Source organism: Nitratireductor sp. PBL-C9, assembly GCF_050877045.1.
In the GTDB taxonomy this organism is placed as follows: domain Bacteria; phylum Pseudomonadota; class Alphaproteobacteria; order Rhizobiales; family Rhizobiaceae; genus Nitratireductor; species Nitratireductor aquimarinus.
The window spans coordinates 693823-718579 of record NZ_JBPAXW010000002.1 but is presented as its reverse complement, the minus strand read 5'-3'; the positions used below and the strand labels follow the sequence as shown (position 1 = coordinate 718579).

Annotated in this window: 23 protein-coding genes; 12 read left to right on the top strand and 11 right to left on the bottom strand. The window is 63.0% G+C overall.

The features are described 5' to 3' along the window. Positions 1–6 precede the first annotated feature (6 nt). The 6 genes from ACRTG1_RS07240 (at position 7) to ccoS (ending at position 5732) form a co-directional block, all read left to right on the top strand. Positions 7–159 (top strand): cbb3-type cytochrome c oxidase subunit 3, encoded by a 153-nt coding sequence (locus tag ACRTG1_RS07240; RefSeq protein ID WP_113154371.1) that lies wholly within the window; start codon positions 7–9, stop codon positions 157–159. 1 nt (position 160) lies between these two features. Then, a complete protein-coding gene (gene ccoP / locus ACRTG1_RS07235) occupies positions 161–1027 on the top strand; it encodes a cytochrome-c oxidase, cbb3-type subunit III (RefSeq protein WP_206544753.1) in 867 nt (288 codons plus the stop codon). A gap of 169 nt (positions 1028–1196) precedes the next feature. Beyond that, positions 1197–2774, top strand: a complete 1578-nt coding sequence (gene ccoG / locus ACRTG1_RS07230; RefSeq protein WP_113154369.1) for a cytochrome c oxidase accessory protein CcoG — start codon at positions 1197–1199, stop codon at positions 2772–2774. Then, a complete protein-coding gene (locus ACRTG1_RS07225) occupies positions 2771–3265 on the top strand; it encodes a FixH family protein (RefSeq protein ID WP_113154368.1) in 495 nt (164 codons plus the stop codon). The genes ccoG and ACRTG1_RS07225 overlap by 4 nt, the downstream gene beginning before the upstream one ends. Continuing rightward, complete coding sequence (locus tag ACRTG1_RS07220; protein ID WP_432515982.1) at positions 3262–5547, top strand: cation-translocating P-type ATPase; 2286 nt, start codon at positions 3262–3264, stop codon at positions 5545–5547. Before ACRTG1_RS07225 ends, ACRTG1_RS07220 begins: the two co-directional genes overlap by 4 nt. Next, entirely contained in the window at positions 5544–5732 is a 189-nt protein-coding gene (gene ccoS, locus ACRTG1_RS07215; protein ID WP_206993822.1) for a cbb3-type cytochrome oxidase assembly protein CcoS, read from the top strand. The genes ACRTG1_RS07220 and ccoS overlap by 4 nt, the downstream gene beginning before the upstream one ends. A 101-nt stretch (positions 5733–5833) precedes the next feature. On the opposite strand, the gene ACRTG1_RS07210 is transcribed toward ccoS, so the two are convergent. From ACRTG1_RS07210 to ACRTG1_RS07190, 5 genes are all read right to left on the bottom strand, one after another. Further along, positions 5834–6259 carry a universal stress protein gene (locus tag ACRTG1_RS07210; protein ID WP_206544749.1) on the bottom strand — a complete coding sequence of 142 codons (426 nt, stop codon included), beginning with the start codon at positions 6257–6259 and terminating at the stop codon, positions 5834–5836. A 14-nt stretch (positions 6260–6273) separates the two neighbouring features. Continuing rightward, a complete protein-coding gene (locus tag ACRTG1_RS07205) occupies positions 6274–8967 on the bottom strand; it encodes a TRAP transporter permease (RefSeq protein ID WP_206544748.1) in 2694 nt (897 codons plus the stop codon). Between the two features lie 81 nt (positions 8968–9048). Next, positions 9049–10029, bottom strand: coding sequence for a TAXI family TRAP transporter solute-binding subunit (locus tag ACRTG1_RS07200; RefSeq protein WP_206547175.1), 981 nt, complete (start codon positions 10027–10029; stop codon positions 9049–9051). A 290-nt stretch (positions 10030–10319) separates the two neighbouring features. Beyond that, complete coding sequence (locus tag ACRTG1_RS07195; protein WP_206554371.1) at positions 10320–11642, bottom strand: aspartate aminotransferase family protein; 1323 nt, start codon at positions 11640–11642, stop codon at positions 10320–10322. Further along, positions 11639–12544 (bottom strand): MurR/RpiR family transcriptional regulator, encoded by a 906-nt coding sequence (locus ACRTG1_RS07190; RefSeq protein WP_113154361.1) that lies wholly within the window; start codon positions 12542–12544, stop codon positions 11639–11641. The genes ACRTG1_RS07195 and ACRTG1_RS07190 overlap by 4 nt, the downstream gene beginning before the upstream one ends. 69 nt (positions 12545–12613) lie before the next feature. Here ACRTG1_RS07190 and ACRTG1_RS07185 point away from each other — a divergent pair, with 69 nt between their 5' ends. The 5 genes from ACRTG1_RS07185 (at position 12614) to ACRTG1_RS07165 (ending at position 17529) form a co-directional block, all read left to right on the top strand. Continuing rightward, the gene (locus ACRTG1_RS07185; protein WP_432516008.1) at positions 12614–13480 is read left to right on the top strand and encodes a 3-keto-5-aminohexanoate cleavage protein; all 867 of its coding nucleotides are present in this window, start codon (positions 12614–12616) and stop codon (positions 13478–13480) included. A gap of 84 nt (positions 13481–13564) precedes the next feature. Further along, a complete protein-coding gene (locus tag ACRTG1_RS07180) occupies positions 13565–13978 on the top strand; it encodes an OsmC family protein (protein WP_113154360.1) in 414 nt (137 codons plus the stop codon). A 203-nt stretch (positions 13979–14181) separates the two neighbouring features. Then, positions 14182–14979 carry a 3-oxoadipate enol-lactonase gene (gene pcaD, locus ACRTG1_RS07175; RefSeq protein WP_113154359.1) on the top strand — a complete coding sequence of 266 codons (798 nt, stop codon included), beginning with the start codon at positions 14182–14184 and terminating at the stop codon, positions 14977–14979. Positions 14980–15064: 85 nt separating this feature from the next. Then, positions 15065–17137 carry a 3-hydroxyacyl-CoA dehydrogenase NAD-binding domain-containing protein gene (locus tag ACRTG1_RS07170; RefSeq protein ID WP_432515981.1) on the top strand — a complete coding sequence of 691 codons (2073 nt, stop codon included), beginning with the start codon at positions 15065–15067 and terminating at the stop codon, positions 17135–17137. 53 nt (positions 17138–17190) lie between these two features. Beyond that, positions 17191–17529 carry a TIGR01244 family sulfur transferase gene (locus tag ACRTG1_RS07165; protein WP_113154357.1) on the top strand — a complete coding sequence of 113 codons (339 nt, stop codon included), beginning with the start codon at positions 17191–17193 and terminating at the stop codon, positions 17527–17529. 71 nt (positions 17530–17600) lie between these two features. Here the strand turns inward: ACRTG1_RS07165 and ACRTG1_RS07160 are convergent, their stop codons facing one another. The 4 genes from ACRTG1_RS07160 to ACRTG1_RS07145 all read right to left on the bottom strand — a co-directional run bounded on the left by ACRTG1_RS07160 (position 17601) and on the right by ACRTG1_RS07145 (position 21582). After that, positions 17601–18923 carry a TRAP transporter large permease gene (locus tag ACRTG1_RS07160; protein WP_113154356.1) on the bottom strand — a complete coding sequence of 441 codons (1323 nt, stop codon included), beginning with the start codon at positions 18921–18923 and terminating at the stop codon, positions 17601–17603. Next, on the bottom strand, positions 18920–19450 hold the full coding sequence (locus tag ACRTG1_RS07155) for a TRAP transporter small permease (protein ID WP_113154355.1): 531 nt from the start codon (positions 19448–19450) through the stop codon (positions 18920–18922). Before ACRTG1_RS07155 ends, ACRTG1_RS07160 begins: the two co-directional genes overlap by 4 nt. 398 nt (positions 19451–19848) lie before the next feature. Continuing rightward, complete coding sequence (locus ACRTG1_RS07150; RefSeq protein ID WP_206544743.1) at positions 19849–20898, bottom strand: TRAP transporter substrate-binding protein; 1050 nt, start codon at positions 20896–20898, stop codon at positions 19849–19851. Between the two features lie 216 nt (positions 20899–21114). Beyond that, positions 21115–21582: an Lrp/AsnC family transcriptional regulator gene (locus ACRTG1_RS07145; RefSeq protein WP_113154353.1), complete on the bottom strand. Its 468-nt coding sequence runs from the start codon at positions 21580–21582 to the stop codon at positions 21115–21117. 144 nt (positions 21583–21726) lie between these two features. Between ACRTG1_RS07145 and hppD the strand changes: the two genes are divergently transcribed. Continuing rightward, a complete protein-coding gene (gene hppD, locus ACRTG1_RS07140) occupies positions 21727–22839 on the top strand; it encodes a 4-hydroxyphenylpyruvate dioxygenase (protein ID WP_206544742.1) in 1113 nt (370 codons plus the stop codon). 96 nt (positions 22840–22935) lie between these two features. Here the strand turns inward: hppD and ACRTG1_RS07135 are convergent, their stop codons facing one another. Then, positions 22936–23136, bottom strand: a complete 201-nt coding sequence (locus ACRTG1_RS07135) for a DUF2783 domain-containing protein (RefSeq protein WP_206544806.1) — start codon at positions 23134–23136, stop codon at positions 22936–22938. A 2-nt stretch (positions 23137–23138) separates the two neighbouring features. Further along, positions 23139–24755 (bottom strand): FAD-dependent oxidoreductase, encoded by a 1617-nt coding sequence (locus ACRTG1_RS07130; RefSeq protein ID WP_432515980.1) that lies wholly within the window; start codon positions 24753–24755, stop codon positions 23139–23141. Between the last annotated feature and the right edge of the window lie 2 nt (positions 24756–24757).

Sequence of the window (24757 nt, the reverse complement as noted above, 5' to 3'; positions counted from 1 at the left end):
TAAATCATGGAAGCCTATACAGCGCTCCGACAGTTCGCAGATAGCTGGGGCCTACTGGCCATGACCGTCTTCTTCATCGGCGTGGTCATCTTCGCCTTCCGTCCCGGAAGCAAGAAGAGCGCCGAAGAAGCCGCACGCATCCCGCTTAAGGACGATTGAGATGAGTGAGAAGAAAGATATCGACGAGGTTTCCGGCGTCTCGACCACCGGCCATGAGTGGGACGGCATCAAGGAACTCGACAACCCCATGCCCCGCTGGTGGGTCTGGACCTTTTACGCCACCATCGTGTGGGCGATCGGCTACACCGTCGCCTACCCGGCATGGCCGCTGGTCAGCTCCGCCACCCAGGGCGTTCTGGGCTATTCCAGCCGCAGCGAGTTCTCCACCACCATGGACGTGGTCTCTGCACAGCAGGCCGATCTGCGTCAGGCCATCGCCGACAAGTCGCTTGAAGAGATTCTCGCCGACGAGACGCTGCGCCGCTTTGCGACCGCAGCAGGCGACGCCGCGTTCAAGGTCAACTGCTCGCAGTGCCATGGCTCGGGCGCGCAGGGTTCTGCCGGTTATCCGAACCTCAATGACGATGACTGGCTTTGGGGCGGAGACATCGAATCGATCCACCAGACCATCGCGCACGGCGTGCGCTTTGCTGGCGACGATGACACCCGCTTCGGCGAAATGCCGGCCTTCGGCGACATCCTGAGCGCTGACGAGATCCGTCAGGTGGCCGCCCATGTGGTGTCCTTCACCGGAACGCCGTCCGACCCGGCGCTGGCCGAGGCCGGTGCACAGGTCTTCGCCGACAACTGCGCTTCCTGCCACGGCGACAATGGCCAGGGCGACATCACCTTCGGTGCGCCGAACCTGGCCGATGCGATCTGGCTCTACGGTTCCAGCGAGCGGGAAATCGCCGCGCAGGTGCGTCAGCCGAAGCACGGCGTCATGCCAGCCTGGCAGGCCCGCCTTGGCGATCCGACGGTCAAGCAACTGTCCGTCTACGTCTACTCCCTTGGTGGCGGCCAGTAGCCGCAGCGCCATACGGAAAGCAAAAACCCGGCCATCTGGCCGGGTTTTTTGTCGCAGCGACGTAACGTCGACTTTCCCTGCGCGCAAAAAGGGCTTTGATCGGGATCAATGCACTGGTGCACCCTGAGAGACTAGAAATTTCAATACCGAGCAGTCTGCGAGCCGCCGAATGACCCTTGTTACGAACAATGCAGCCAGCAACGACGTCGAACGACTTGATGCCGAAGCTGTAAACTCCGCCGGCAAGCGGCAATCGCTTTACGCCGCGCGCAAGAAGATTTTCCCCAAGCGCGCCTCCGGGCAGTTCCGGCGGTTCAAGTGGCTGATCATGCTGGTCACGCTGGGCATCTATTACCTGACGCCCTGGATTCGCTGGGATCGCGGCCCCTACGCACCCGATCAGGCCGTGCTCGTGGATCTGGCCAATAGGCGCTTCTACTTCTTCTTCATTGAGATCTGGCCGCAGGAATTCTTCTATGTCGCGGGCCTGCTCGTCATGGCTGGCATCGGGCTCTTCCTGATCACCTCCACGGTGGGACGCGCATGGTGCGGCTACACCTGCCCGCAGACGGTCTGGGTCGACCTCTTCCTCGTGGTGGAGCGCGCCATTGAGGGCGACCGCAATGCGCGCATCAAGCTTGATGGCGCGCCCATGTCGGTCAACAAGCTCGGCAAGCGCTTTTCCAAGCACCTGATATGGCTTCTGATCGCGGTGGCGACAGGCGGTGCCTGGGTGTTCTACTTCGCCGACGCCCCGGCCCTGCTCATCGACCTCGTGACCGGTAAGGCGGCCCCCGTCGCCTACATCACCATCGCCGTTCTGACCGCCACCACCTATGTGTTCGGCGGCCTGATGCGCGAACAGGTCTGCACCTATATGTGCCCGTGGCCGCGCATTCAGGCGGCCATGCTCGACGAAAACTCGCTGACCGTCACCTACAATGACTGGCGCGGCGAACCCCGCACCCGCCATGCGAAGAAGGCTGCGGCAGCCGGTCAGACCGTTGGCGACTGCGTCGACTGTAACGCCTGTGTGGCGGTCTGCCCGATGGGCATCGACATTCGCGACGGCCAGCAGCTCGAGTGCATCACCTGCGCGCTGTGCATCGACGCCTGCGACGGCGTGATGGACAAGCTGGGTCGCGACCGTGGTCTCATCTCCTATGCGACCCTTTCCGACTACAATGCCAACATGGCGCTCGCCACCGCCGGCGGCGCCGACGCGATCAACCCCGACCGCGTGCGCAACGAAAACGGTCGCCTGACCGACAAGGTCGCGCATTTCCGCTGGAAGAAGATTTTCCGCCCGCGCACCTTCGTCTATTTCGGCGCGTGGTCGCTGGTCGGTCTCGCCATGCTCTACGCCCTCCTGACCCGTGACCGGCTGGAAGTGAACGTTCTGCACGACCGCAATCCGCAATATGTGCTTCTGTCCGACGGCTCCGTGCGCAACGGCTACACGGTCAAGCTCCTGAACATGATCCCGGAACCGCGTGTAATCGTGCTGTCGCTCGACGGCCTGCCGGGTGCTACAATGAACGTGGTCGGCCTCGATCAGGCGGAAGGCCGCTCGGCCTCCGTGCCCGTGGAGCCGGATCGCTTGCGTGAAGTGCGCATTTTCGTCACCCTGCCTGCGGACCGTCTCGACGAGGCCGGCGAAAGGTTCAGCTTTGTTGTTGAAGACAAGGCCAGCTTCGAGAGCGACGTTTACCGGGCCAGCTTCAACATTCCGGAGGCCTCACGATGAGCAGCGCACAAAAGCAGAAAGTCTTCACCGGGTGGCACATGCTCGCCATCATGATCGCTTTCTTCGGCGTCATCATCGCGGTGAACCTGACCATGGCCTTCTACGCCAATTCGAGCTGGACCGGCCTTATCGTCAAGAACAGCTATGTGGCGAGCCAGACCTTCAACGAGCGTGCAGCAGAGGGCCGCGCGCAGGCCGCACTCGGCTGGAACGGCGACCTCATCGTTGAGGACGGCGCGATCACCTATCGCCTGACCGATGCCAGCGGCAGCCTGATCCCGCTCGACGGCGTCAAGCTGATCATGCACCGTCCCGTGACGGCGGACGAAGACACGACGCTCGAGCTTGAGCGCCGCCCCGATGGCGCTTTCGGCGTCGACCATGGTCCCGGTGACGGCACCTGGGTCGTCAGCATCACCGCCGAAGCCGGTCTCGACCATCCCTATCGCGACGTGCGTCGCATCGTCATCAAGGACGGAGCACTGAGATGAGCTGTTGCGCCCCCGGCACCGAAATGGCGCTGGAAGCGGAACAGGCCCGCGATGCCGGGCCGCGTTCGGAAGAAATCCTTCTCGCCAGCCGCACCGTCGGCGAAGGCGTGAAGCAAACGGATCTTTCCGTGCCCGGCGTCCATTGCGGTGCTTGCATTCAGACAATCGAGAGCGCGCTCGGCAAGCTTGACGGCGTTGTCGGCGCGCGCGTCAATCTCTCCACCAAGCGCGTCAGCGTGAAATGGCGCGATGGCGAACTGCCGCCCATCATCGATACGCTGAACAGGCTGGGCTACGCCGCCCACCTGTTCGACAGCGTCGAATCCGGCAAGGACCCCGTCCTGTCGCAGCTGATCCGCGCCGTGGCGATCTCCGGCTTTGCCGCCAGCAACATCATGCTTCTGTCCGTGTCGGTCTGGTCCGGCGCGGAAGACAGCACGCGCGATCTCTTTCACTGGCTCTCCGCGCTGATCGCCCTGCCCGCGCTCGTCTTTGCCGGCGGCATCTTCTACAGCTCCGCCTGGAACGCGCTGCGCCACGGGCGCATGAACATGGATGTGCCCATCGCGCTCGGCGTATCGCTTGCCTACGGGCTCAGCATCTACGAGACCATCAACAGCGGCCAGCACGCCTATTTCGATGCCTCGGTCTCGCTCCTCTTCTTCCTTCTGATCGGACGCACGCTCGACCACGTGATGCGCGAACGCGCCCGCACCGCCGTGAAGGGGCTTGCCCGCCTTGCTCCACGCGGCGCGCTGGTCGTCGCCGAGGATGGCGGTCGCGATTATCTTCCGCTGCAGGAAGTCACACCCGGCATGAAGCTGGTCGTCGCCGCTGGTGAACGCATTCCCGTCGACGGCGTGGTCATGACCGGCGCTTCGGAGCTGGATTGCTCCATGGCCACCGGCGAAAGCGCGCCCCAGCCGGTCAAGCCCGGCTCGGATGTGCGCGCCGGCATGCTCAACCTCACCCAGCCGCTGGTGATGGAATCGACCGCCACCGCCGACACCTCCTTCCTTGCCGAAATGATGCGCCTCATGGAGGCGGCCGAAGGTGGCCGCGCGCATTATCGCCGGCTGGCAGACCGCGCCTCTGCACTGTACTCGCCGGTGGTCCACGCCACCGCCTTCATCACCTTTCTGGGCTGGATGGCGGCCAGCGGCGACTGGCATCGCGCAATCACCATCGCCATTGCCGTTCTCATCATCACCTGCCCCTGTGCGCTTGGCCTTGCCGTGCCGATCGTTCAGGTCGTCGCCGCCCGCCGGCTGTTTGAAAACGGCATCATGGTGAAGGACGGCGCGGCCATGGAGCGCTTCGCCCAGATCGACACCGCCGTGTTCGACAAGACCGGCACACTCACGCTCGGTATTCCCGAATTGCGCAATCTGGCAGACATCGACCCGCAGGTTCTCGCCATCGCCGCCTCCGTGGCCTCCCACTCGCGCCACCCCTTCTCCCGCGCCATTCTGCGCGCTGCGGGTTCGGCCCGCGCAACCACCGCCTTCGACAGTGTCGAGGAGGTGCCGGGCCTTGGCATCGAGGCGCGCTCCGGCGACACCGTCTGGCGACTTGGCCGCGCGGGCTGGTCGCTTGGCCGCGAAGATGCGCATGAGAATGACGCCGGCGGCACCGTCCTTTCGCGCAATGGCGAAGAGCTGGCCGCCTTCCGTTTCGAAGACCGGCTGCGGCCCGACGCGAAGAAGGCCGTCGCCTTCCTCCAGAAGAATGGCGTCAGCATCGAGATCATCTCCGGCGACAGCGAAGAACAGGTCCGCGACATTGCCGAGAAACTCGGCGTCGAGCGTTTTCAGGCGGGCGTCCTGCCCGGTGAGAAGCTTGACCGGATGCGCGCGCTCGCAGCCGAAGGCCGCAAGGTTCTGATGGTTGGCGACGGGCTGAACGATGCGCCGGCACTTGCCGCGGCACACGTCTCCATGGCTCCGGCCACGGCAGCCGACATTGGCCGCAACGCCGCCGATTTCGTGTTCCTGCGCGACAACATGCTGGCCGTGCCGCTCGCCCGCGACGTATCGCGCCGCGCCGGCCGCCTGATCCGCCAGAATTTCGGCCTGGCCATCATCTACAACCTGCTGGCCGTTCCGATCGCCGTGCTTGGCTATGTCACGCCACTCGTGGCGGCGGTCGCCATGTCGCTGTCGTCGCTGATCGTCATCGGCAATGCGCTGCGCCTGCGCACCGACAGGCGTCTTGTCGGACCGACGGAAGCCAAGGCCCCGACACAGGGCCACAACGCGCCCCTAGCCGAGGCTGCGGCATGACCAATCTCGTCATTCTCATTCCGATTGCCCTCTTCCTTGGCGCAGTCGGCCTTGCCGCCTTCCTCTGGTCGCTCAAGAGCGGCCAGTACGAAGACCTCGACGGAGCAGCGGAACGCATCCTGTTCGATGATGACGACAGCCCGGACGATCCGCCGAACAACGCGAAAGACGGGAAGAAACGCTGATCCCTGCAAGACAGGCAGACACAAAAAACGGCCGCGCTCCCTCAGGAAGCACGGCCGTTTTTTTGAGTTCGATTACCGGCTCGGCAATTGCGCAAAAAACGCTAGCGCACCACCAGAACGGAAATGGATGCGTGCCGCACAACGCGCGCGGCATTCGGCCCGATGAGGTAATCCTCCGGGCTTGGGCGCGAAGCCGACAGCACAATCAGATCCGCCTTCACTTCACCCGCATAGCGCAGGATCTCGCGATAGATCGATCCATGGCCGACAATGTGCCGATGCTTGATTTCGTCGGGCACATATTTCTTCGTGAACTCATGCAGCGCCTCATTGGCGTGCTGGATCGCGTCATGCTCATGCCCCTTGGGAAAGAAGCCGCCGACGATGGACATGCCGTAATCGGGCACGACCGTCATCACATGCAGGCGGCTACCGAAGGTGCGGGCGTAATCGACCGCTGTTTCCAGCGTGCGCACCTCCCCCTCGGCATGCCCCAGATCGATGGAAACGAGAATGTCCTTATACATGGATCCTAATCCTTTCAGGCTTCTGCCGAACGCGGCGCACCGGCTTTCGGATTGCCGGTCAGCGTGCCCCCGCGGCGGCGCTGCAGGAACATGACCAGCGCCAGCAGAAGAGCGGCCGGAAGATAGAAGATCTCGCGCGGCATGCGCCCTTCGTCGCTCACCTCGACTGAAGTGATCTGAACCGGCTCGTCGGCATAGAAATCGAGGCTCGCAAGCGTCTTGCCGGCGAGGCTGTTCATGTCGAACGGCTCTTCCAGAAGCACCCGCTCCCCGTCGATCTGTGCAACCAGCCCGGTCGCTGCCTCGAAGCGGGCTTCACCCGGCTCGCCCGCAGCCCCCAGATTGAACGCCATGGTGCGCTCGTCGATCTCGTCGGGATTGTCGAAGTTCGGCCCGCGGATCGTGAAGCGGATTTCCGCATCATCGGGCTCCTCGGCAACCGCCTCGAAGATCTTCGTCGGTTCGGTTTCGATATAGGGCGGCTGAACCAGATCCAGGAAGAAACCCGGACGCAGCAGCATGAAGGTGACGAGCAACAGCGCCGCCGACTCCCAAAGCCTGTTGCGCGCCATGAAGAAGCCCTGCGTCGCAGCCGCAAAGATCAACATGGCGACGGTCGCCTGAATGGTCACCCAGATCGCGCCCGCCCAGCTCACATCGATCAGAAGCAGATCGGTGTTGAACACGAAGATGAAGGGCAGCAGCACCGTGCGCAGCGAATAGAAGAACGCCGTGAAGCCGGTCTTGATCGGATCGCCGCCCGAAACGGCCGCAGCCGCAAAGGAAGCTAGCCCCACCGGTGGCGTCACATCCGCCATGATGCCGAAGTAGAACACGAACATGTGCGCGGCGATGAGCGGGATCAGAACGCCATTGGCGGCGCCCAGCTCCACGATCACCGGAGCCATCAGCGAGGAGACCACGATGTAGTTCGCCGTGGTCGGCAGGCCCATGCCCAGCACCAGACTGATCAGCGCCGTGAAGACGAGGATCAGCAGGATGTTGCCGCCCGACAGGAACTCGACGAACTCGGCCATCACCTGACCGATGCCCGTCAGCGTGACCGTGCCGACGATGACGCCGGCTGCCGCCGTGGCGCAGGCGATGCCGATCATGTTGCGCGCGCCGAGGATGAGGCCGACCACCAGATCGTCGAAACCTTCCTTGAAGGCCGCCCGCTGGTCTGCGCTTTGCAGACCACGGAACAGCGCCTTCAACGGTTTCTGCGTGACGATGATGACGATCAGCAGCAGCACCGCATAGAAGGCCGAGAGACCGGGCGACTTGCGCTCGACCATCAGCGACCAGACGAGCACGAAAAGCGGCAGAAGGTAATGCAGACCGGTGCGGATAACCTCGCCCGGCAGCGGCAGTTCCACCACCGGCGCATTCGGGTCGTCCATCTCCAGATCCGGCGATTTGGCCGCATACCAGATGAGCGCCACATAGGCGATCAGCAGGGCTGCCATCAGCACCGGCGCCGAGAGGTTCGGCAGCATGAACTTGATGAAGTTGATCGCGTAGTAGATCACGCCAATCAGAATGACGATGGACGAAATGACGATGCCCGAGCGCATCAGGGCCACCAGGGCCGGGTGCGACTGGCGCTTCTCAAGCACCGGCATGTCTTTCTTCACGGCTTCCAGATGCACCAGATAGAGCAGCGCAATATAGGAGACCACGGCCGGCAGGAACGCGTGCTTGATCACCTGCAAATAGGGAATGCCGACATATTCGACCATCAGGAACGCGGCCGCGCCCATGACGGGCGGCATGATCTGTCCGTTGACCGAACTCGCCACCTCGACGGAGCCCGCCTTTTCCGGCGAGAAGCCGACGCGCTTCATGAGCGGAATGGTGAAGGTGCCCGTCGTCACCACATTGGCGATGGAGGAACCCGAAATCAGACCGGTCATCATCGAGGCCAGAACCGCCGCCTTGGCCGGTCCGCCACGCAGATGGCCAAGCAGCGCAAAGGCGAGCTTGATGAAGAAATTGCCCGCGCCCGCCCGGTCCAGCATCGAGCCGAACAGCACGAACAGGAACACGAAGGCCGACGAAACGCCCAGCGCCACGCCGAACACGCCGTTCGGCGAGAGCCACATCTGGTCCATGGCGCGGCTGAACGAAGCGCCGCCCCAGCGGATGATGTCCGGCACGAAGGTTGACGAGCCGAAGAAGACGTAGAGCAGGAAGACAATGGCGACCACGGCGAGCGGTGGCCCGAGCGCGCGGCGCGTCGCTTCCAGCAACAGCACCATGCCGATGCCCGCCACCACCAGATCCTGTGTGATCGGGAGGCCGGGCCGCTGCGAGAGGTCGCGGTAGAAAACGAAGATGTAGAGCGCACAGCTTGCCGCCACGATGGCGAGCACCCAGTCGCTTACGGGAATGCGGTTTCGCGGGCTGGAAGCCAGCGCCGGAAACGCCATGAATGCGAGAAACAGGCCGAATGCCAGATGGATCGCGCGCGACTGCGCATCGTTTAACACCAGCGGCAGGCCGGTCATGCTGGTCAGTGTGAAAGGCAGGGGCGACGCGATGTAGAGCTGGAAAAGCGACCAGCAAAGCGCAACACCGGCAATGATATAGCCGGCAGTGCCTTCGGGATCGCGCGCACCGGTATCGGATGACGCAACAAGATCCTGAAGTTCGTCGTCATTCAGTGGCGCTGAATTCTTGCCAGCGGTTTCAGGTTTCGTCGCCATGCGCCATCCCCTCTTGATGCGTTTTCTTCATTGGGAAAAGAAGGGCGCCCGCATGGCGGGCGCCCCTTTTTTTAAACCGGCTTATTTGAGCCAGCCTTTTTCCTTGTAGTAGGCTTCTGCGCCCGGATGCATCGGGGCGGAGTTGCCCTGATTGACCATGCTCTCAGGCGTCAGGTTGGCAAGTGCCGGATGCAGCGCCTTGAAGGCGTCGAAGTCCTTGAACACGGCGTCCACGAAAGCAGCCACAACGTCATCGGGAACATCAGCCGAGGTCACGACGGTCGCGCCAACACCGAAGGTGTTCACGTCATTGTCGGTGCCGCGGTACATGCCGCCCGGGATCGTCGCCTTGAAGTAGTAGGGGTTGTCGGCAACGAGCTTGTCGACTGCCTCACCCTCGACAGCCACGATCACGCTGTCACAGGTCGTGGTGGCTTCCTGAATGGCGCCGGCCGGGTGACCAACCGTGTAGGCGAACGCATCGATGTTGTTGTCGCACAGTGCGGAGCTCTGTTCGGCCGGGGCCAGCTCTGCAGCAACGGCGAAGTCCGAGTTCGTCCAGCCCTTTTCAGCGATCAGCAGGTCCATGAGGGCGCGCTGGCCCGAACCCGGATTGCCGATGTTCACGCGCTTGCCCTTGAGGTCGTCAAAGGAGGCAATGCCTGCTTCCTTGCGCGCCACCAGGGTCAGCGGCTCGGCATGCAGCGAGAAGACCGAACGCAGCTTGTCGTGTGCGCCGCCGTCGGCGAAATTGGCTTCGCCCTTGTTGGCATTGTACTGAACGTCAGACTGCACGACGCCGAATTCCAGGTCGCCGCCCTTGATGGCGTTGACGTTGAAGACGGAACCACCGGTCGACTCGACCGAGCAGCGAATGCCCGTCTCGCGACGGTTCTGGTTCATCAGGCGGCAGATCGCGCCACCAACCGGATAGTAAACGCCCGTCACGCCGCCAGTGCCGACGGAAACGAAGCGCTGCTCCTGGGCGCTGGCCGTCCCGGTCGCCAGCGAGCCGAGCATCGCGGCCGCGAGGCCAAAACCGAGAATGCGATGAGGTTTCATAGTGCGTCTCCCTAATGAAATGATGCTTTACGCATACGTGCACGTCGAAAGATGCTGTGGTCGGTCCGGACCGAACAACCGCAGCCGGGCATTGCGTGCGAGATGCCCGGCAAAGCGCGGCCCGCAAAGACCTGACGTGAAGCGTTAAACGCCCCCCGTCGCGAGTCAATGGCTCGGACGCGCAATTTGCAATTTGCTATGACTGAAATCTGTGTCAACGCCATTAGCGCGCAAAACACAAACTTCTGTTTTTCCTGCGGATTATTTCTTCCTCCTCCGTTTACGTAAAATTACCCTGTAGCCGCGTCCACCGCCTCTCCGAGCCGCTCGACAATCGTGTCCGCGACGGCCCTGTCGATGATGAAGGGCGGAGCCAGCAACACGTGGTCGCCGCGCGTTCCGTCGATCGTGCCGCCGGACGGGTAGACCATCAGGCCGCGTTTCATCGCTTCTTTTTTGACCGCTGCATGGACCTTGCGCGCCGGTTCGAACGGCTCCTTCGTCCCGCGGTCGGCCACCAGTTCGAGACCGAGGAACAGGCCCCGCCCGCGAATGTCGCCCACATGGGCGTGGTTGCCGAAACGCGCTTCAAGGCGCTCGCGCAGATACGCGCCCATCTCGCGCACATTGGCGAGAAGCCCGTCGCGCTCGATCACGTCCTGAACGGCCAGCGCGGCGGCGCACGCCATCGGGTGGCAGATATAGGTGTGGCCATGCTGGAACAGGCCCGACCCTTCCGCAAAGGCGTCGAAGATATGCTGCCCCAGAAGCACCGCGCCGATGGGCTGATAGCCGCCGCCGAGTCCCTTGGCGATGGTCAGCATGTCCGGTGCAATCCCGTCCTGCTCGCAGGCATGCATGGTGCCCGTGCGTCCCATGCCGCACATCACCTCGTCAAGAATGAGCAGGACGCCATAACGGTCGCAGATCTCGCGGATGCGTTTGAAATAGCCGCTCACCGCCGGCACGGCGCCCGCCGTGGCCCCGACCACCGGCTCGGCGACGAACGCCATCACCGTGTCCGGCCCCAGCGCGTTGATCCTGTCTTCCAGCGCCTGCGCCGCGCGAAGGCCATAAGCCTCTTCGCTCTCTCCGGCGTCCTGGTAGCGATAGGCGTAGCACGGGTCGATGTGGTGCGTTTCGATCAGGAGCGGCCTGAACGGTTCGCGCCGCCACTCATTGCCGCCGGTCGCCAGCGTGCCCAGCGTGTTGCCGTGATAGCTCTGCCTACGGGCGATGATCCTGCGCCGCTGCGGCTCGCCCTTCTCCACGAAATACTGGCGCGCCATCTTCAGCGCCGCCTCGTTGGCCTCCGAACCGCCAGACACGAAATAGGCATGGCTGATGCCCTCGGGCGCACCCGCAATCAGGCGATCCGCGAGCTGTTCGGCCGGCTCGTTGGTGAAGAAGCTTGTATGGGCATAGGCGAGCGTCTCCGCCTGCTTTTTCAGCGCATCCACCACATCGGGGTGACCATGGCCGAGGCACGAGACGGCAGCGCCGCCACATGCGTCGATATAGGCATTGCCCGCCTCATCGAAGAGTTCGACGCCACGGCCGCCTTTGGCGACCGGCAGTGAGGCATGGATCTGACGATGCAGAATGTGTGTCATTTGGGTTTTCCAGAACGATGCGCACGCGGCGCGGGATCGAGCAAATGGGTGTTGAGGGTGGAAAGCAGCGCTTCGGTCTTTGCGATTTCCGCGAGCGCCTCCTCGCCTCCTTCGCCAGCAACGAGCGCTGCCAGAATTTCGGCGGCCGCGAAGGCCGGCGTCATCGTGTGCAGAAAGGACGGGCTCTCCGTCGAAACGATCACGCACTGGTCTGCAAGGCTGGCGAGCGGTGAAACGGCACTGTCCGTCAGCGCAACCACGGTCAGCCCCAGCGCCCGTGCGCTGGCCGCCGCTTCCACCGTCGCCCGTGTGTAGGGCGCAACCGTGGTCACGAAGAACACGTCCTCGGCGGTCGCGTGGCGCAGCTTGTCGAGCCCTGCCCCGTTCACATGGTCGAGCAGATGCGCCTTCTCGCCGAGAAAGGTCATCGAATAGGTGAAATGCGCCGCCACCGCGTGGCTCGAGCGCAGCCCGAAGCAATAGATGCGGCGCGCTGCGGCCAGGGTTGCCGCAGCGCGCGCCAGCGCTTCCAGCGTGCCGGCGTCAGCGAGATTGCCAAGCTGGGCCGCCGTCTGCGCGGCGATATCGCGCGCCAGCGCATGACTCCCGCCCTGCCTCTGCCTGGCAACCTGCTCCCCCGCCTTGCCGGCAAAGCCGAGCGCCTGTTCTTTCAGCGCCTCGCCGTGAAGCTGGCGCAGTTCGTCGTAGCCATCAAAGCCGAAACGCTTCGCAAGCCGCGTCATCGTCCAGGGCTGAACGCCCGCACGCCGCGCCTGCTCGCGCATGGAAAGCAGCGCCACATCGCCCGGATTGTCGAGAATGTAGCGCGCCGCCGCGCCAAGCTGGCCCGGCAGGTCTTCAAAGGATTCCGTAATGCGGTCAGCAAGTGTGGCGCGATCCATGATGGCTCATCCTAGACGGGCGCTTCAGCGTATGCAACAAGTGTTGCAAGTTGATATTAAATGCTTCAAATGGAGTATTCCGTGAGCGCATCTGCAAACGCCCATCGCGCCGCCATCGCCGTCGCCCCCAATGGTGGCCGCCGCACCCGCGCGGACCATCCGGCCCTGCCGCAGACATCCGCCCAGTTGGCCGAAACCGCAGCCGCCTGCCTTGAAGCCGGTGCCGCCATGATCCATTGCCATGTGCGCGATGAAGAAGGCCGTCACATCCTTGATGCCGATGCCTATCGCGACGCCATCGCCGCCATCAGGAAGGCTGTCGGCGACCGTCTGGTGATCCAGATCACCACCGAGGCCGTGGGGCGCTATGGCGTGCGCGAGCAGATGGATGTGGTGCGCCTGGTGCGCCCGGAGGCGGTATCGCTCGCCCTGCGCGAACTGGTGCCCGACGTCTCGCACGAAGAGGAGTTTTCAAAATTTCTCTCCTTCATGCGCGCCGAGAACATCGCCCCGCAGATCATCCTCTACCACCCGGAAGAGGCGCTGCAGCTCAAGCGCATGATGGCGCACGGCCTCATCCCCTTCCCCGACATTCCGGTTCTCTACGTGCTCGGCCGCTACACGGAAGGCCAGCGCTCCGATCCTGCCGATCTCCTGCCCTTCCTTGACGGGACCATGCCGGATTTCGCGCATTTCATGCTCTGCGCCTTCGGCCCGCGCGAGGCCGCCTGCGTCACTGCGGGCTGCCTTCTGGGCGGCCATGCCCGCGTCGGCTTCGAGAACAATCTGCAACGCCCCGATGGCGGGATCGCGCCGGACAATGCGGCCCTCGTTTCCAGTGTCGCTGCATCCCTCACCGCGCTCGGCACGCCGCTCGCAACGGCCGATGGCCTGCGCGAAAGCTGGGGGCTCGGCGCGCCGGCAATCGGCCGCTGAGGCTTCGCCTCATCTCCGGTGGACGCGGGACAGACGCGCCATTACATGTGGCGCGTCTGAATTGCCTTTCTGGAGTCTCTAAACATGGCGATCCGCATCAAAGCGAAAACCTACGGTCCCTTCACCACGGCCATCGGCCCTGGCAAGGTCATCAATGTCGACACCGCGCCGAAGCAGAATGTCGCCATCACCTCGCCCTCCACCGAAGAGGCCGGAACGCCGGTGGACTTCATGATCTCCGCGCTCGGCGCATGCCTTGCGCTCTCCTTCCACCATGCCGCGCAGGAAATGAAGATCGAAGTCGGCACGGTTTCCGTGGAAGTAAGCGGCAAGAAGGCCGAGGATCTGCCCGACCGTATCGGCAGCTACGCCGCCACCGTCTCGCTCGACACCATGCCCGACGAGGCGCAGTGCGAAGAGCTCATCAAGCGCGCCAAGGCCCGCTGCACCGTTTCCAACTCGCTGAACGGTCCCGTCGAAATGACGATGGCCGGCTAACGCATCGGCCCGAAAATCGGAATCGATTTTCGGAAAGCACGATGCGTAGGTTCAACAGGTTAGAGCGTCCTTTGTGCGTCCGAATGGACGCACGACGCTCTGGGATCAGAACCCAAGGCCGTTTCGATCTTCCGATCATTGACGACGCCGCGCCCTTCTCCCATACAGAAGCCGCCTAACGGCAAACCATGGGAGGAGAGCATATGCGCTTTGTGCGGGTAAACGGCGTCGTCATTCATCACGAGGTCAGGGGAACGGTCGGCAAGCCCGTTCTGGTCTTTTCCAACTCGCTGGGAACAGATTTCCGCATCTGGGATGGCGTCGTCGCGCGGCTTGAAGCCGACTACCGCATCGTCCTCTATGACAAGCGCGGCCATGGCCTTTCCGAGGCCACGCCGCAGCCCTATGCGCTTGCCGATCACGTCGATGATCTGGCCGCCCTGCTCGACCATCTGGACATTTCCGGAGCCACCATTATCGGCCTTTCGGTCGGCGGCATGATCGCCCAGGGCCTCGCCACCTGGCATCCGCATCGCGTGTCGCGCCTTGTGCTCTGCGACACCGCCCACAGAATCGGCAATGACGACCTCTGGAACAACCGCATCGAGGCGGTGAACACGAAAGGCATTGCCGCCATCTCGGACGGCATCCTCGAACGCTGGTTCACGCCCGCCTTCCGCTCGCCGGACAACGCCGATTTCATCGGCTACACCGCGATGCTCACCCGCACCACGGTCGACGGTTATGCCGGCACCGGCTTTGCCCTGCGCGACGCCGACCTGACGGAATCGACAGCCACCCTGAAACTGCCCACCCTGTGCATCGTCGGCGATCATGATGGCTCGACCCCGCCCGATCTGGTGCGCACGCTTGCCGGGCTCATCGAAGGCGCACGGTTCGAGATCGTGAAAGACGCCGGTCATCTGCCCTGCATCGAGCAGCCCGAGAAAACGGCCGCACTCATTGCAGACTTCCTGCGCAGCACCGCGCCCGATGCCTGAACATTTCCCAACGGGCGATATGCCGCGCTGCATTTGCCCACGCCGCACGGCAAACTGGTCACTTCAGATGACGAGAGGACTTTGAATGAGCGACACCGTAAAGATCACCCGGGACGATGGCATCGCCGTCCTCACTCTGGACAATCCCCCGGTCAACGCGCTCGGCCATGCGCTGCGCGCGCCGCTCTTCGAAGCGCTGCAGCAGGCAAAAGCCGATGACGCCGTTCAGGCCATCGTCATCACCTGCGCAGGCCGCACCTTCATCGCCGGAGCCGACATTTCCGAATTCGGCAAGCCGCCGAAGGAGCCGAGCCTTCCCGACCTGATCGCCATGCTCGAAAGCATCGACAAGCCCACCGTGGCCGCCATCCACGGCACCGCGCTTGGCGGCGGTCTCGAACTGGCGCTCGGCTGCCACTACCGGGTGGCCGAAAAGAGCGCCATGATCGGCCTTCCCGAAGTCAATCTGGGCCTCATCCCCGGCGCCGGCGGCACGGTGCGCCTGCCGCGCCTGGTCGGCCCCGAAGCGGCGCTGAAGATGATCGTCTCCGGCAAACCCATCGGCATGGACGAAGCGGTGCGGCTTGGTGCGGTCGACCGGCTGGCCGAAACGGACCTTGTTGCAGAAGCCATCGCATTCGCCCGCGAGAAGGCGGCCTCCGGCAACGCACACCCCCACATCCGCGCACGCGCCGAAAAGCTCGCCGTCGACCTCGCCGCCTTTGACGAAGCGGTCAAGGCGGTCACGAAGAAGGCGCGCGGCCTCACCGCCCCGCACACGGCGGCCGAAGCCGTCCGCAACGCCATCACCATGGAGTTCGACGCAGCACTCGACCGCGAGCGCGAACTCTTTCTGGAGCGCCGCGACAGCGCCGAATCCGCCGCCCAGCGTCATCTCTTCTTCGCCACCCGCGAAGCCACCAAAGTGCCCGGCGTCGGTCGCGAGACCGAGGCGCGCAAGATCGCCCGCGCGGGCGTCATCGGTGCAGGCACGATGGGTGCGGGCATCGCCATGGCGCTGGCCAATGGCGGCATTCCCGTCACCATTCTGGAGATGAACGAGGACGCCATTGCGCGCGGTCTCGCCCATGTCGAGAAAACCTATGCCGGGTCGGTCAAGCGCGGGTCCATCGCGCCTGAAGAGAAGGAAGCGCGGATCGCGCGCATCTCCGGCACCACCGATTATGCAGACCTTTCCGACTGCGACATCGTCATCGAAGCCGTGTTCGAGGACATGGGCGTGAAGCGTCAGGTCTTCACCGCGCTCGACAGCGTGCTGAAGCCCGGCGCGATCCTCGCCTCCAACACCTCCTATCTCGACGTCAACGAGATCGCGGCCACCACGAAGCGTCCGCAGGATGTGGTCGGCCTTCACTTCTTCTCGCCCGCCCACGTCATGAAGCTTCTGGAGATCGTGCGCGGCGACGAGACCGCGCCCGAAGTCATCAAGACCGCGCTGACCCTTGCCCGTAAAATCGGCAAGGTTCCGGTCGTGGTCGGCGTGTGCAATGGCTTCGTCGGAAACCGCATGCTTGCCGCCCGGCGCGAGCAGAACGAAGACCTTCTCCTCTCCGGCGCAACGCCCGAGCAGGTCGATCGCGTGTTCACCGATTTCGGCTGGCCCATGGGGCCGTTCCAGATGGTCGACCTTGCCGGCCTCGACATCAGCTGGAAGCACCGCCAGTCGCTCGGTCTCACCGCCCCCATCGCCGACACGCTGTGCGAAGCGGGCCATTTCGGCCAGAAGGCCGGACGCGGTTTCTATCTCTATGAGGAAGGCTCCCGCACGCCGAAGCCTGATCCCTTCGTTCAGGAACTCATCGAGAAGAAGGCTGCGGAACTCGGCGTCGAACGGCGCGAGATCAGCGCGGACGAGATCACCGAGCGCACGCTTTACCCGATGATCAACGAGGGTGCGAAGATCCTTGAGGAGCGCATTGCCGCCCGCGCCTCCGACATCGACGTGGTGTGGGTCAATGGCTACGGCTTCCCGGTCGCCAAGGGCGGCCCGATGTTCTGGGCCGAGCGCTTCGGCATCAGGACAATCGTCGAACGGCTGGAGCACTGGCATCAGAAGACCGGCAACCCGCTCTTTGAGCCTGCACCGCTGCTTCGCCAGCTTGCATTGACCGGCGGAGGCTTTGCCGACCTCGCATAAGGCGGGGTCGCACCCTATATTCGACGCCAAACGAAACAGCGGAACGAGACAGTATGGACATTCGTCAGATTTCAGAAGAGTACGCCGTCGCCGCGCAGATCACGGCGGAAGACATCGCGACCGTGAAGGCAGCCGGTTTCAAGAGCATCATCTGCAACCGCCCCGAGGGCGAGGAAGCAGGCCAGCCCGCAGTCGAGAGCATCGCCCGCGCTGCAGAAGAGGCGGGGCTCTCCTTCCGCCATGTGCCGGTGGTTTCCGGCGCCATGACAATGGACGACGTGACCGACATGGCAGCGGCTCTGAAAGAGCTTCCCGGCCCGGTTTTCGCCTATTGCCGCAGCGGCGCGCGCTCGGCAAATCTCTACGGCATCATCAAGGAACGCGGTCTTTAAGAAGCGCCGCCCGGACGTGATTGATCGCTAAAAAAAGCGGGGCCCGTTTCCGGCCCCGCTTTTTTGTGTCCTCAATAAAGCCAGCGCAACATGAACAGCGATATCGCCGGGAACAGCGTCAAGAGCGCCACCCGCAGAATATCGCTCATCACGAAGGGCAGAACACCGCGATAGGTCGCCGAGATCGGCGTGTCTCTCGCCATGGAGTTCAACACGAACAGGTTCATGCCCACGGGCGGCGTTATCAGCCCCACCTCCACGACGATCAACACCAGAATGCCGAACCAGATCGCGAATTCTTCCGCGCCCAGCCCGAAATCCAGAACCGTGACGATCGGGAAGAAGATCGGAATGGTCAGCAGGATCATGGACAGCGAGTCCATCACGCAGCCGAACACGAGATAAAGCAGCAGGATCAGCGTCAGCACCATCCAGGGGCTGTAGCCCTGCTCGCTCACAAACGCCGCCATCTGCTGCGGCACCTGAGCCAGCGCCAGGAACGAATTGTAGAACCCAGCCCCCAGAACGATGAAGAAGATCATCGCCGTGGCGGTTGCCGTCGCAAGGATTGATTCCACGAAGGTTTCGCGTGTCAGCCCGCCATTGATGAGCGCGATCAGGCCCGTGCCCGCCGCCCCCACCGCAGCGCCTTCCGTCGGCGTGAAGACACCCAGATAGATGCCGCCCACAACCGCCAGAAACACGATCAGCACCGGCCATACATCGAGAAGCGCCCGCATCCGCTCCGAATAGGGCGCACGCTCGCGCGTGCCAGCGGAGTCGGGCCAGAGCCGCACATAGATCGAGATGGCGAGCATGTACCCGACAGCAGCCAGAACACCCGGCACGAGGGCCGCAACGAACAGTTTCGCGATGTTCTGCTCGGTCAGGATCGCATAGATGACGAGGATCACCGATGGCGGGATAAGAATGCCGAGCGTGCCGCCGGCCGCCAGCGTGCCCGTGGCGAGCGCGCCCGAATAGCCGTAGCGCCGCAGCTCCGGCAGCGCCACCTGGCTCATCGTCGCCGCCGTCGCCAGCGACGAGCCGCAGATCGCGCCAAAGCCGGCGCATGCGCCCACCGCCGCCATGGCCACACCACCGCGCCGGTGGCCCATCCATGTTTCAGCCGCCTTGAACAGCGCCCGCGACATGCCGCCCAGCGTTGCAAACTGCCCCATCAGCAGGAACAGCGGAATGATGGAAAGCGAATAGCCGGAAAAGGTCGAATAGGTCTCGTTCTTCAGCTTGGCGAGCACCGGCGTGACATTGCCGAACACGATCCAGCTGCCGCCGAGCCCGCACAGAAGCATGGCGAGACCGATGGGCAGACGCAGGAAGATCAGAAGAAGCAGTAACGGAAAGGACCAGAGCCCGATTTCAAGATTGGTCAATGGACACTCCCCTGCCCGAGCCCCGGCGTCGGCGTTCCGGCCCTGAATTCACGATAGCGGACGAAGACCATGTAGATCGACACGATCACCGCGATGACAGCCGCCACCAGGCAGGCCGCATAGGGCCACCACAGGGGAAACTGGAGAATGAAGGTGGTTTCGCTGTAGCTCAGCTTGTCGATCATGCCGTAATAGAGCTGGCGGGCGATCAGCACCAGAACCAGCGTCATGATGATCTCCGTCACCAGATCGATCACATGGTTCACGCTGCCCGGCAGGAAAGCGGTGAAAATGTCCACCGTGGCATGACCGCGATTGAGCTGGCACCAGGGCAGAAAGGCAAAGACGGCAAAGCCGACGCCGGCCTGCACCAGTTCAAAATCGCCCGGCACGGGGCCGAGCCCGAAGCGCACCAGCGCGCGGCCGGTAATGCTGGCGACCGTCATGACGATCACCGCCACCAGAACGATCCCGCCCAGAATGGCCATTGTCCTGGCCAGCCAGACAATGATGCTCGATAGTCTCATGCGCCTTCCCGTCTCCCGTGCCGTCGCACGTCCAGTCCCACGTGCCGTCGCACGTCCAGTGCCGCGTGCCTTCCCATGGCGTTCCCACTCATTCTTGTACCTTTTCGGCTTGCACCTTTTCGGCCTTGCACCTTTTCGGCCTTGTACCTTTTCAGCCTTGTACCTTTTCAGCCTTGTACCTTTTCAGCCTTGTACCTTTTCGGCAGGGTCCGATGACGTTAGCCAGCCACTTCTTCCCACGCAAGCGCCCGAACGCCTGCGGAGCCGGAGCCCGCCGGTTCCCACCGGACCGATGCAAAGTTGAAAGATCGGATCGTCTCGCCCATGCCGAAGCGGCGAGACCGTTCAGAAAAGAGGCGGACCGCAGGGGCCCGCCTCGGTTTCATGGCCTCAGGACCTTACTGACCGGTGTACTGGTCGATCAGGGCGCGGGCTTCATCGATCAGCTTCTGACCGTCGATGCCCTTCTCCTTCATTTCCTCAACCCACTGGGCATAGACCGGCTCGGCGGCCTTCTTCCAGGTTTCGGTGTCCTCGGCGCTGATCTGGATGATGTTGTTGCCGCGATCCACCGCGATCTGGCGGCTCGGACCATCGGCCCCTGCCTGCGTGCTGCCGGCAAAGGCTGCAAATTCCTGACCGGAATTGTCGTCGATCACCTTTTTCAGGTCGTCGGGCAGGCTGTCATACTTCGCCTTGTTCATCGCCAGAACGAAGGTCGTCGTATAGAGCGCCTGATCGCCGCCAAATTCCGTGTGGTTGGAAACGAGCTCGGGCACCTTCAGCGCCGGCGTCACTTCCCAGGGAATGACGCAGCCATCGATCACGCCCTTGGAGAGCGATTCCGTGATCTGCGGCACCGGCATGCCCACGGGCGTCGCGCCCAGCTGGCCAAGAAGCGAGTTGATGATGCGCGTGGGGGCACGGATCTTCATGCCCTTCAGATCGTCGAGCTTCTCGATCGGCGCCTTGGAGTGCAGCATGCCCGGACCGTGAACCCAGACACCCAGCACATGCGTGTCCTTGAATTCCGTGTCCTTCATGTATTTTTCGTACAGATCCCAATAGGCGCGCGAGGTCGCCTCGGCATTGGTCATCATGAAGGGCAGTTCGAACACTTCCGTGGAGGGGAAGCGGCCCGGCGTGGAGCCCGGCAGCGTCCAGACGATATCAACGATGCCGTCGCGCGCCTGATCGTAAAGCTGCGGCGGCGTGCCGCCGAGCTGCATGGCGGGATAACGCTCGATCTTGATGCGCCCGCCCGAATCCTTCTCCACCTTGTCGGCCCACGGGTCGAGCACCAGTTTCGGCACATTCGCCTGCGGCGGCAGGAACTGGTGCAGCCTCAGCGTCACCTCCTGCGCGAACGAGGCCACCGAAGCGCCCACGAGCCCGCTTGCCGCCACGGCAGCCGCCAGGGCTAATTTTCTCACGGAAAATGATTTCATGCTTCTCCTCCCGATTGCATGGTCAAAGCGCCAGCGAACGCTTCGTATCGTCATTTACGGCTGATGCGTCTCCGCCCGAAGAACTCCCTTTCTTCGCGGGGTGGCCGTCACGCCAAGTATCCTCTGGAAACGCGCCCTCCGTCCAGCCGTGACTTTAGTGGAAATTATGTAACAATAAAGAGGAAAATCTCACAAGATTCGTAACGCAAAGCACTTTCAGAGCGGCAGCGCACCGGTTTCCTTCAGGGTCTCCAGAACAATGGCGCTTTTCACATGCTGCACCGAATCATGCGGCAACAGCACGCCATTGACGAAATTGGAAAGCGATTTGAGGTCGGGCGTCACGACCTTCAATATGTAGTCCATCTCGCCGGTCAGCGCGTGCGCCTCCTGCACTTCGGGCAACCGCGCAAGCAATTCGCCGAAACGGCGGGCATTGTCGGGGTTGTGCGTGGCGAGTGTTACGGTGATGATGTTGACCAGCGGAAAGCCCAGCCGGTCACGATCGAGCATCGCGGCATAGCCGCGAATATAGCCCTCTTCCTCCAGTCGCTGCCGGCGGCGCGAGCATTGCGAGGGCGATAAGTTTACCCGTTCCGATAAGTCATTGTTGGTGAGCCGGGCATCGACCTGCAAGAGGGCTAATATCTTGCGGTCATATCCGTCGATACGCGCTTCAGCCATGCAATTCTCCTCCAACATGCACGATCCACGCGCTCTTGTCACAAAATGCGCCCCAGAATGCAAGCCGCTTGCAGGCCACTCCGCCTAAAATGCCCCATGCGTTGAAAAACGCGCGCATTTTCCCAATTCAGGAGGAGTTATTCCATGGGTCCGTTCCCCCACGACGCACCGCCCCCGGAAATCACGAAGGAAAACCCGGCCGGCACGGACGGTTTTGAATTCGTCGAATTCGCCCATTCGGAGCCGGAAAAACTCGCCGATCTGTTCACCAAGATGGGTTACACGGAAGTGGCCCGTCACAAGACGAAGAAGGTCTCCGTCTGGCGTCAGGGCGACATCAACTACATCGTCAATGCCGAGCCCGGCAGCCACGCCATGCGCTTCGTCGACGAGCATGGCCCCTGTGCACCGTCCATGGCCTGGCGCGTGGTCGATGCGAAGCAAGCCTTCGATCATGCGGTTTCCAAGGGCGCAGAGCCCTATGAAGCCGACGACAGGACGCTCGACGTGCCGGCCATTGTCGGCATTGGCGGCTCGCTGATCTACTTCATCGACGCCTATGGCGACAAAGGCTCGGCCTATGAGGCCGAATTCGACTGGCTGGGCGAGAAGAACCCGCGCCCGGAAGGCGTCGGCTTCTATTATCTCGATCACCTCACCCACAATGTCTATCGCGGTAACATGGACAAGTGGTGGGACTTCTACCGTGAGCTCTTCGGCTTCACGCAGATCCACTATTTCGACATCGATGGCCGCATCACCGGCCTCGTTTCCCGCGCGATCACCAGCCCCTGCGGCAAGATCCGCATCCCGCTCAACGAGTCCAAGGACGACACGAGCCAGATCGTCGAATATCTGAAGAAATACAAGGGCGAAGGCATCCAGCACATCGCAGTCGGCACCGACGGCATCTATGATGCTACCGACAGGCTTGCCGACAACGGCCTGAAATTCATGCCCGGCCCGCCCGAGACCTATTACGAGCGCAGCCATGATCGCGTGCAGGGCCATGACGAGCCCATCGAGCGCATGAAGACGCACGGCATCCTGATCGATGGCGAAGGCGTGGTGAATGGCGGCATGACCAAGATCCTGCTGCAGATCTTCTCCAAAACCGTCATCGGCCCGATCTTCTTCGAGTTCATTCAGCGCAAGGGCGATGAAGGCTTCGGCGAGGGCAATTTCCGCGCCCTGTTCGAGAGCATCGAGGAAGACCAGATCCGCCGCGGCGTCATCAAGGTCGACGCCGCCGAATAGGCGCTACGTCAGATGCAGGCTGCACCGATTGCGGCCCGCAGGAAGCGGAAAAGGGGCAGGACCGGGAAACGGCCTGCCCCTTCTCTCATGCGCCTGTCAGGCGCTGCCGCGTGCGGCTGCCAGCACCTTGCGGATCGTTTCCAGATCGCCCACCTGATTGGCCAGAAGCAGCACCAGCTTCGCGTTCAGCCGCGCGCTTTCCTCAAGGCTGAGCCCCTCATGCGCCGCCATCAGGGCCGCATAGAAATCATCGCCGTCAGCCCCCAGCCGATCACGGCCGATATCCGTTCTGTCCATCGTCATTCCCTCCCCATCGCATGGGTCATGGCGGCGGCGATCTCATGGGCGTCGGGCTGCCTGAACACCGCCGCCACATGCTGGTCGGGCCGCAACAGATAAAGCCGCCCCGCGCCATAGCGTGCCACAACCGCCCCCGCGCTGTCCTCGACATGCTCCACACCGTCCACCGCCGAAGCGCCGGGTTTCGTCACCTGCACCACATGCAGCCCCGCAGGCAGGCCGATGGGCGGATCGCAATCGACCGCCAGAAGCACGAAACCGCCGCCCGCCTCGCCGAGCAGCCAGGACGCCCTGCCTTCCACGCGCACCGGCGCATCGGCCATCGCTTCGCCCGGCGCAAGCGGGCTCTCGCCATCCCACGCCGCCTGCAATGTGCAGCCGGCCAGCGAGCACGGTTTTGAAAGCCGGCCCGAATTCACCAGTCGCCGCGCAAAATCATGCTCCTGCGAAAGCTCCAGAATGCTGTCGCGGAAAATGCGCTCCATCGCGCTCTTCGGCGTCATGAACGAAGTGGAACGCGCCGAGTTCAGGATGTTCTCATCCGCCCCGTGAACGCGCTCCTCGTCATAGGTCTCGATCAGCGAGGCCGGAGCCTCGCCCTGCACCACCAGCGCCAGCTTCCAGCACAGATTGTCGATGTCCTGAATGCCGCCATTGCCGCCCCGCGCGCCGAAGGGCGACACGATATGCGCGCTGTCGCCGGCAAAGATCACGCGATCATGCACGAAGCGCTCCAGCCTGCGGCACTGGAATGTGTAGACCGACACCCAGTCGAGCTCGAATTTCGAGTGCCCGATCACCTTGGCGATGCGCGGGATCACATTCTCCGGCTTTTTCTCTTCGTCCGGATCGGCGTCCGGGCCAAGCTGCAGATCGATGCGGTAAATATCGTCCGGCTGCTTGTGCAGCAGCGCCGACTGCCCCTTGTGGAATGGCGGCTCGAACCAGAACCAGCGCTCGGAGGGAAAGTCCGCCTTCATCTCCACATCGGCGATCAGGAAACGCTCCTCGAACACCTGCCCCGCAAAATCGAGCCCCATCATGCCGCGCACGGGCGAGCGCGCGCCATCACAGGCGATCACCCAGGCCGCGTCCATCTCGTAAGCGCCATCAGGCGTTTCCACCTGAAGGCGCACATCGCTGCCCTTCTGCTCAAGTCCGGCAACACGGTTCTTCCAGCGCAAATCGATCAGCTCGGGAAAGTCGGCCGCCCGCTCCACCAGATACTGTTCGACGTAATATTGCTGCAGGTTGATGAAGGCCGGCATCTTATGGCCTTCCTCCGGCAAAAGGTCGAAGTTCCACACCTCGCGGTCGCGGTGGAACAGCCGCCCCACCTTCCAGGTCACGCCCTTCTCGACCATCCGTTCGCCAACGCCCAGCCGGTCGAAAATCTCCAGCGTGCGTTTTGACCAGCAGATCGCCCGGCTGCCCACCGACACGACATCATTGTCATCGAGCACGACGACGGGAACACCGCGCTGCGCAAGGTCGATGGCGGCGGCAAGCCCCACCGGCCCCGCGCCAATGATGGCGACCGGATATTGCCCGACATGCCCTTCGGCGAGTTCAGGCGGCGTCGCGTAGGGAAAGGGACTGTACTCGTAACGCGGCATTG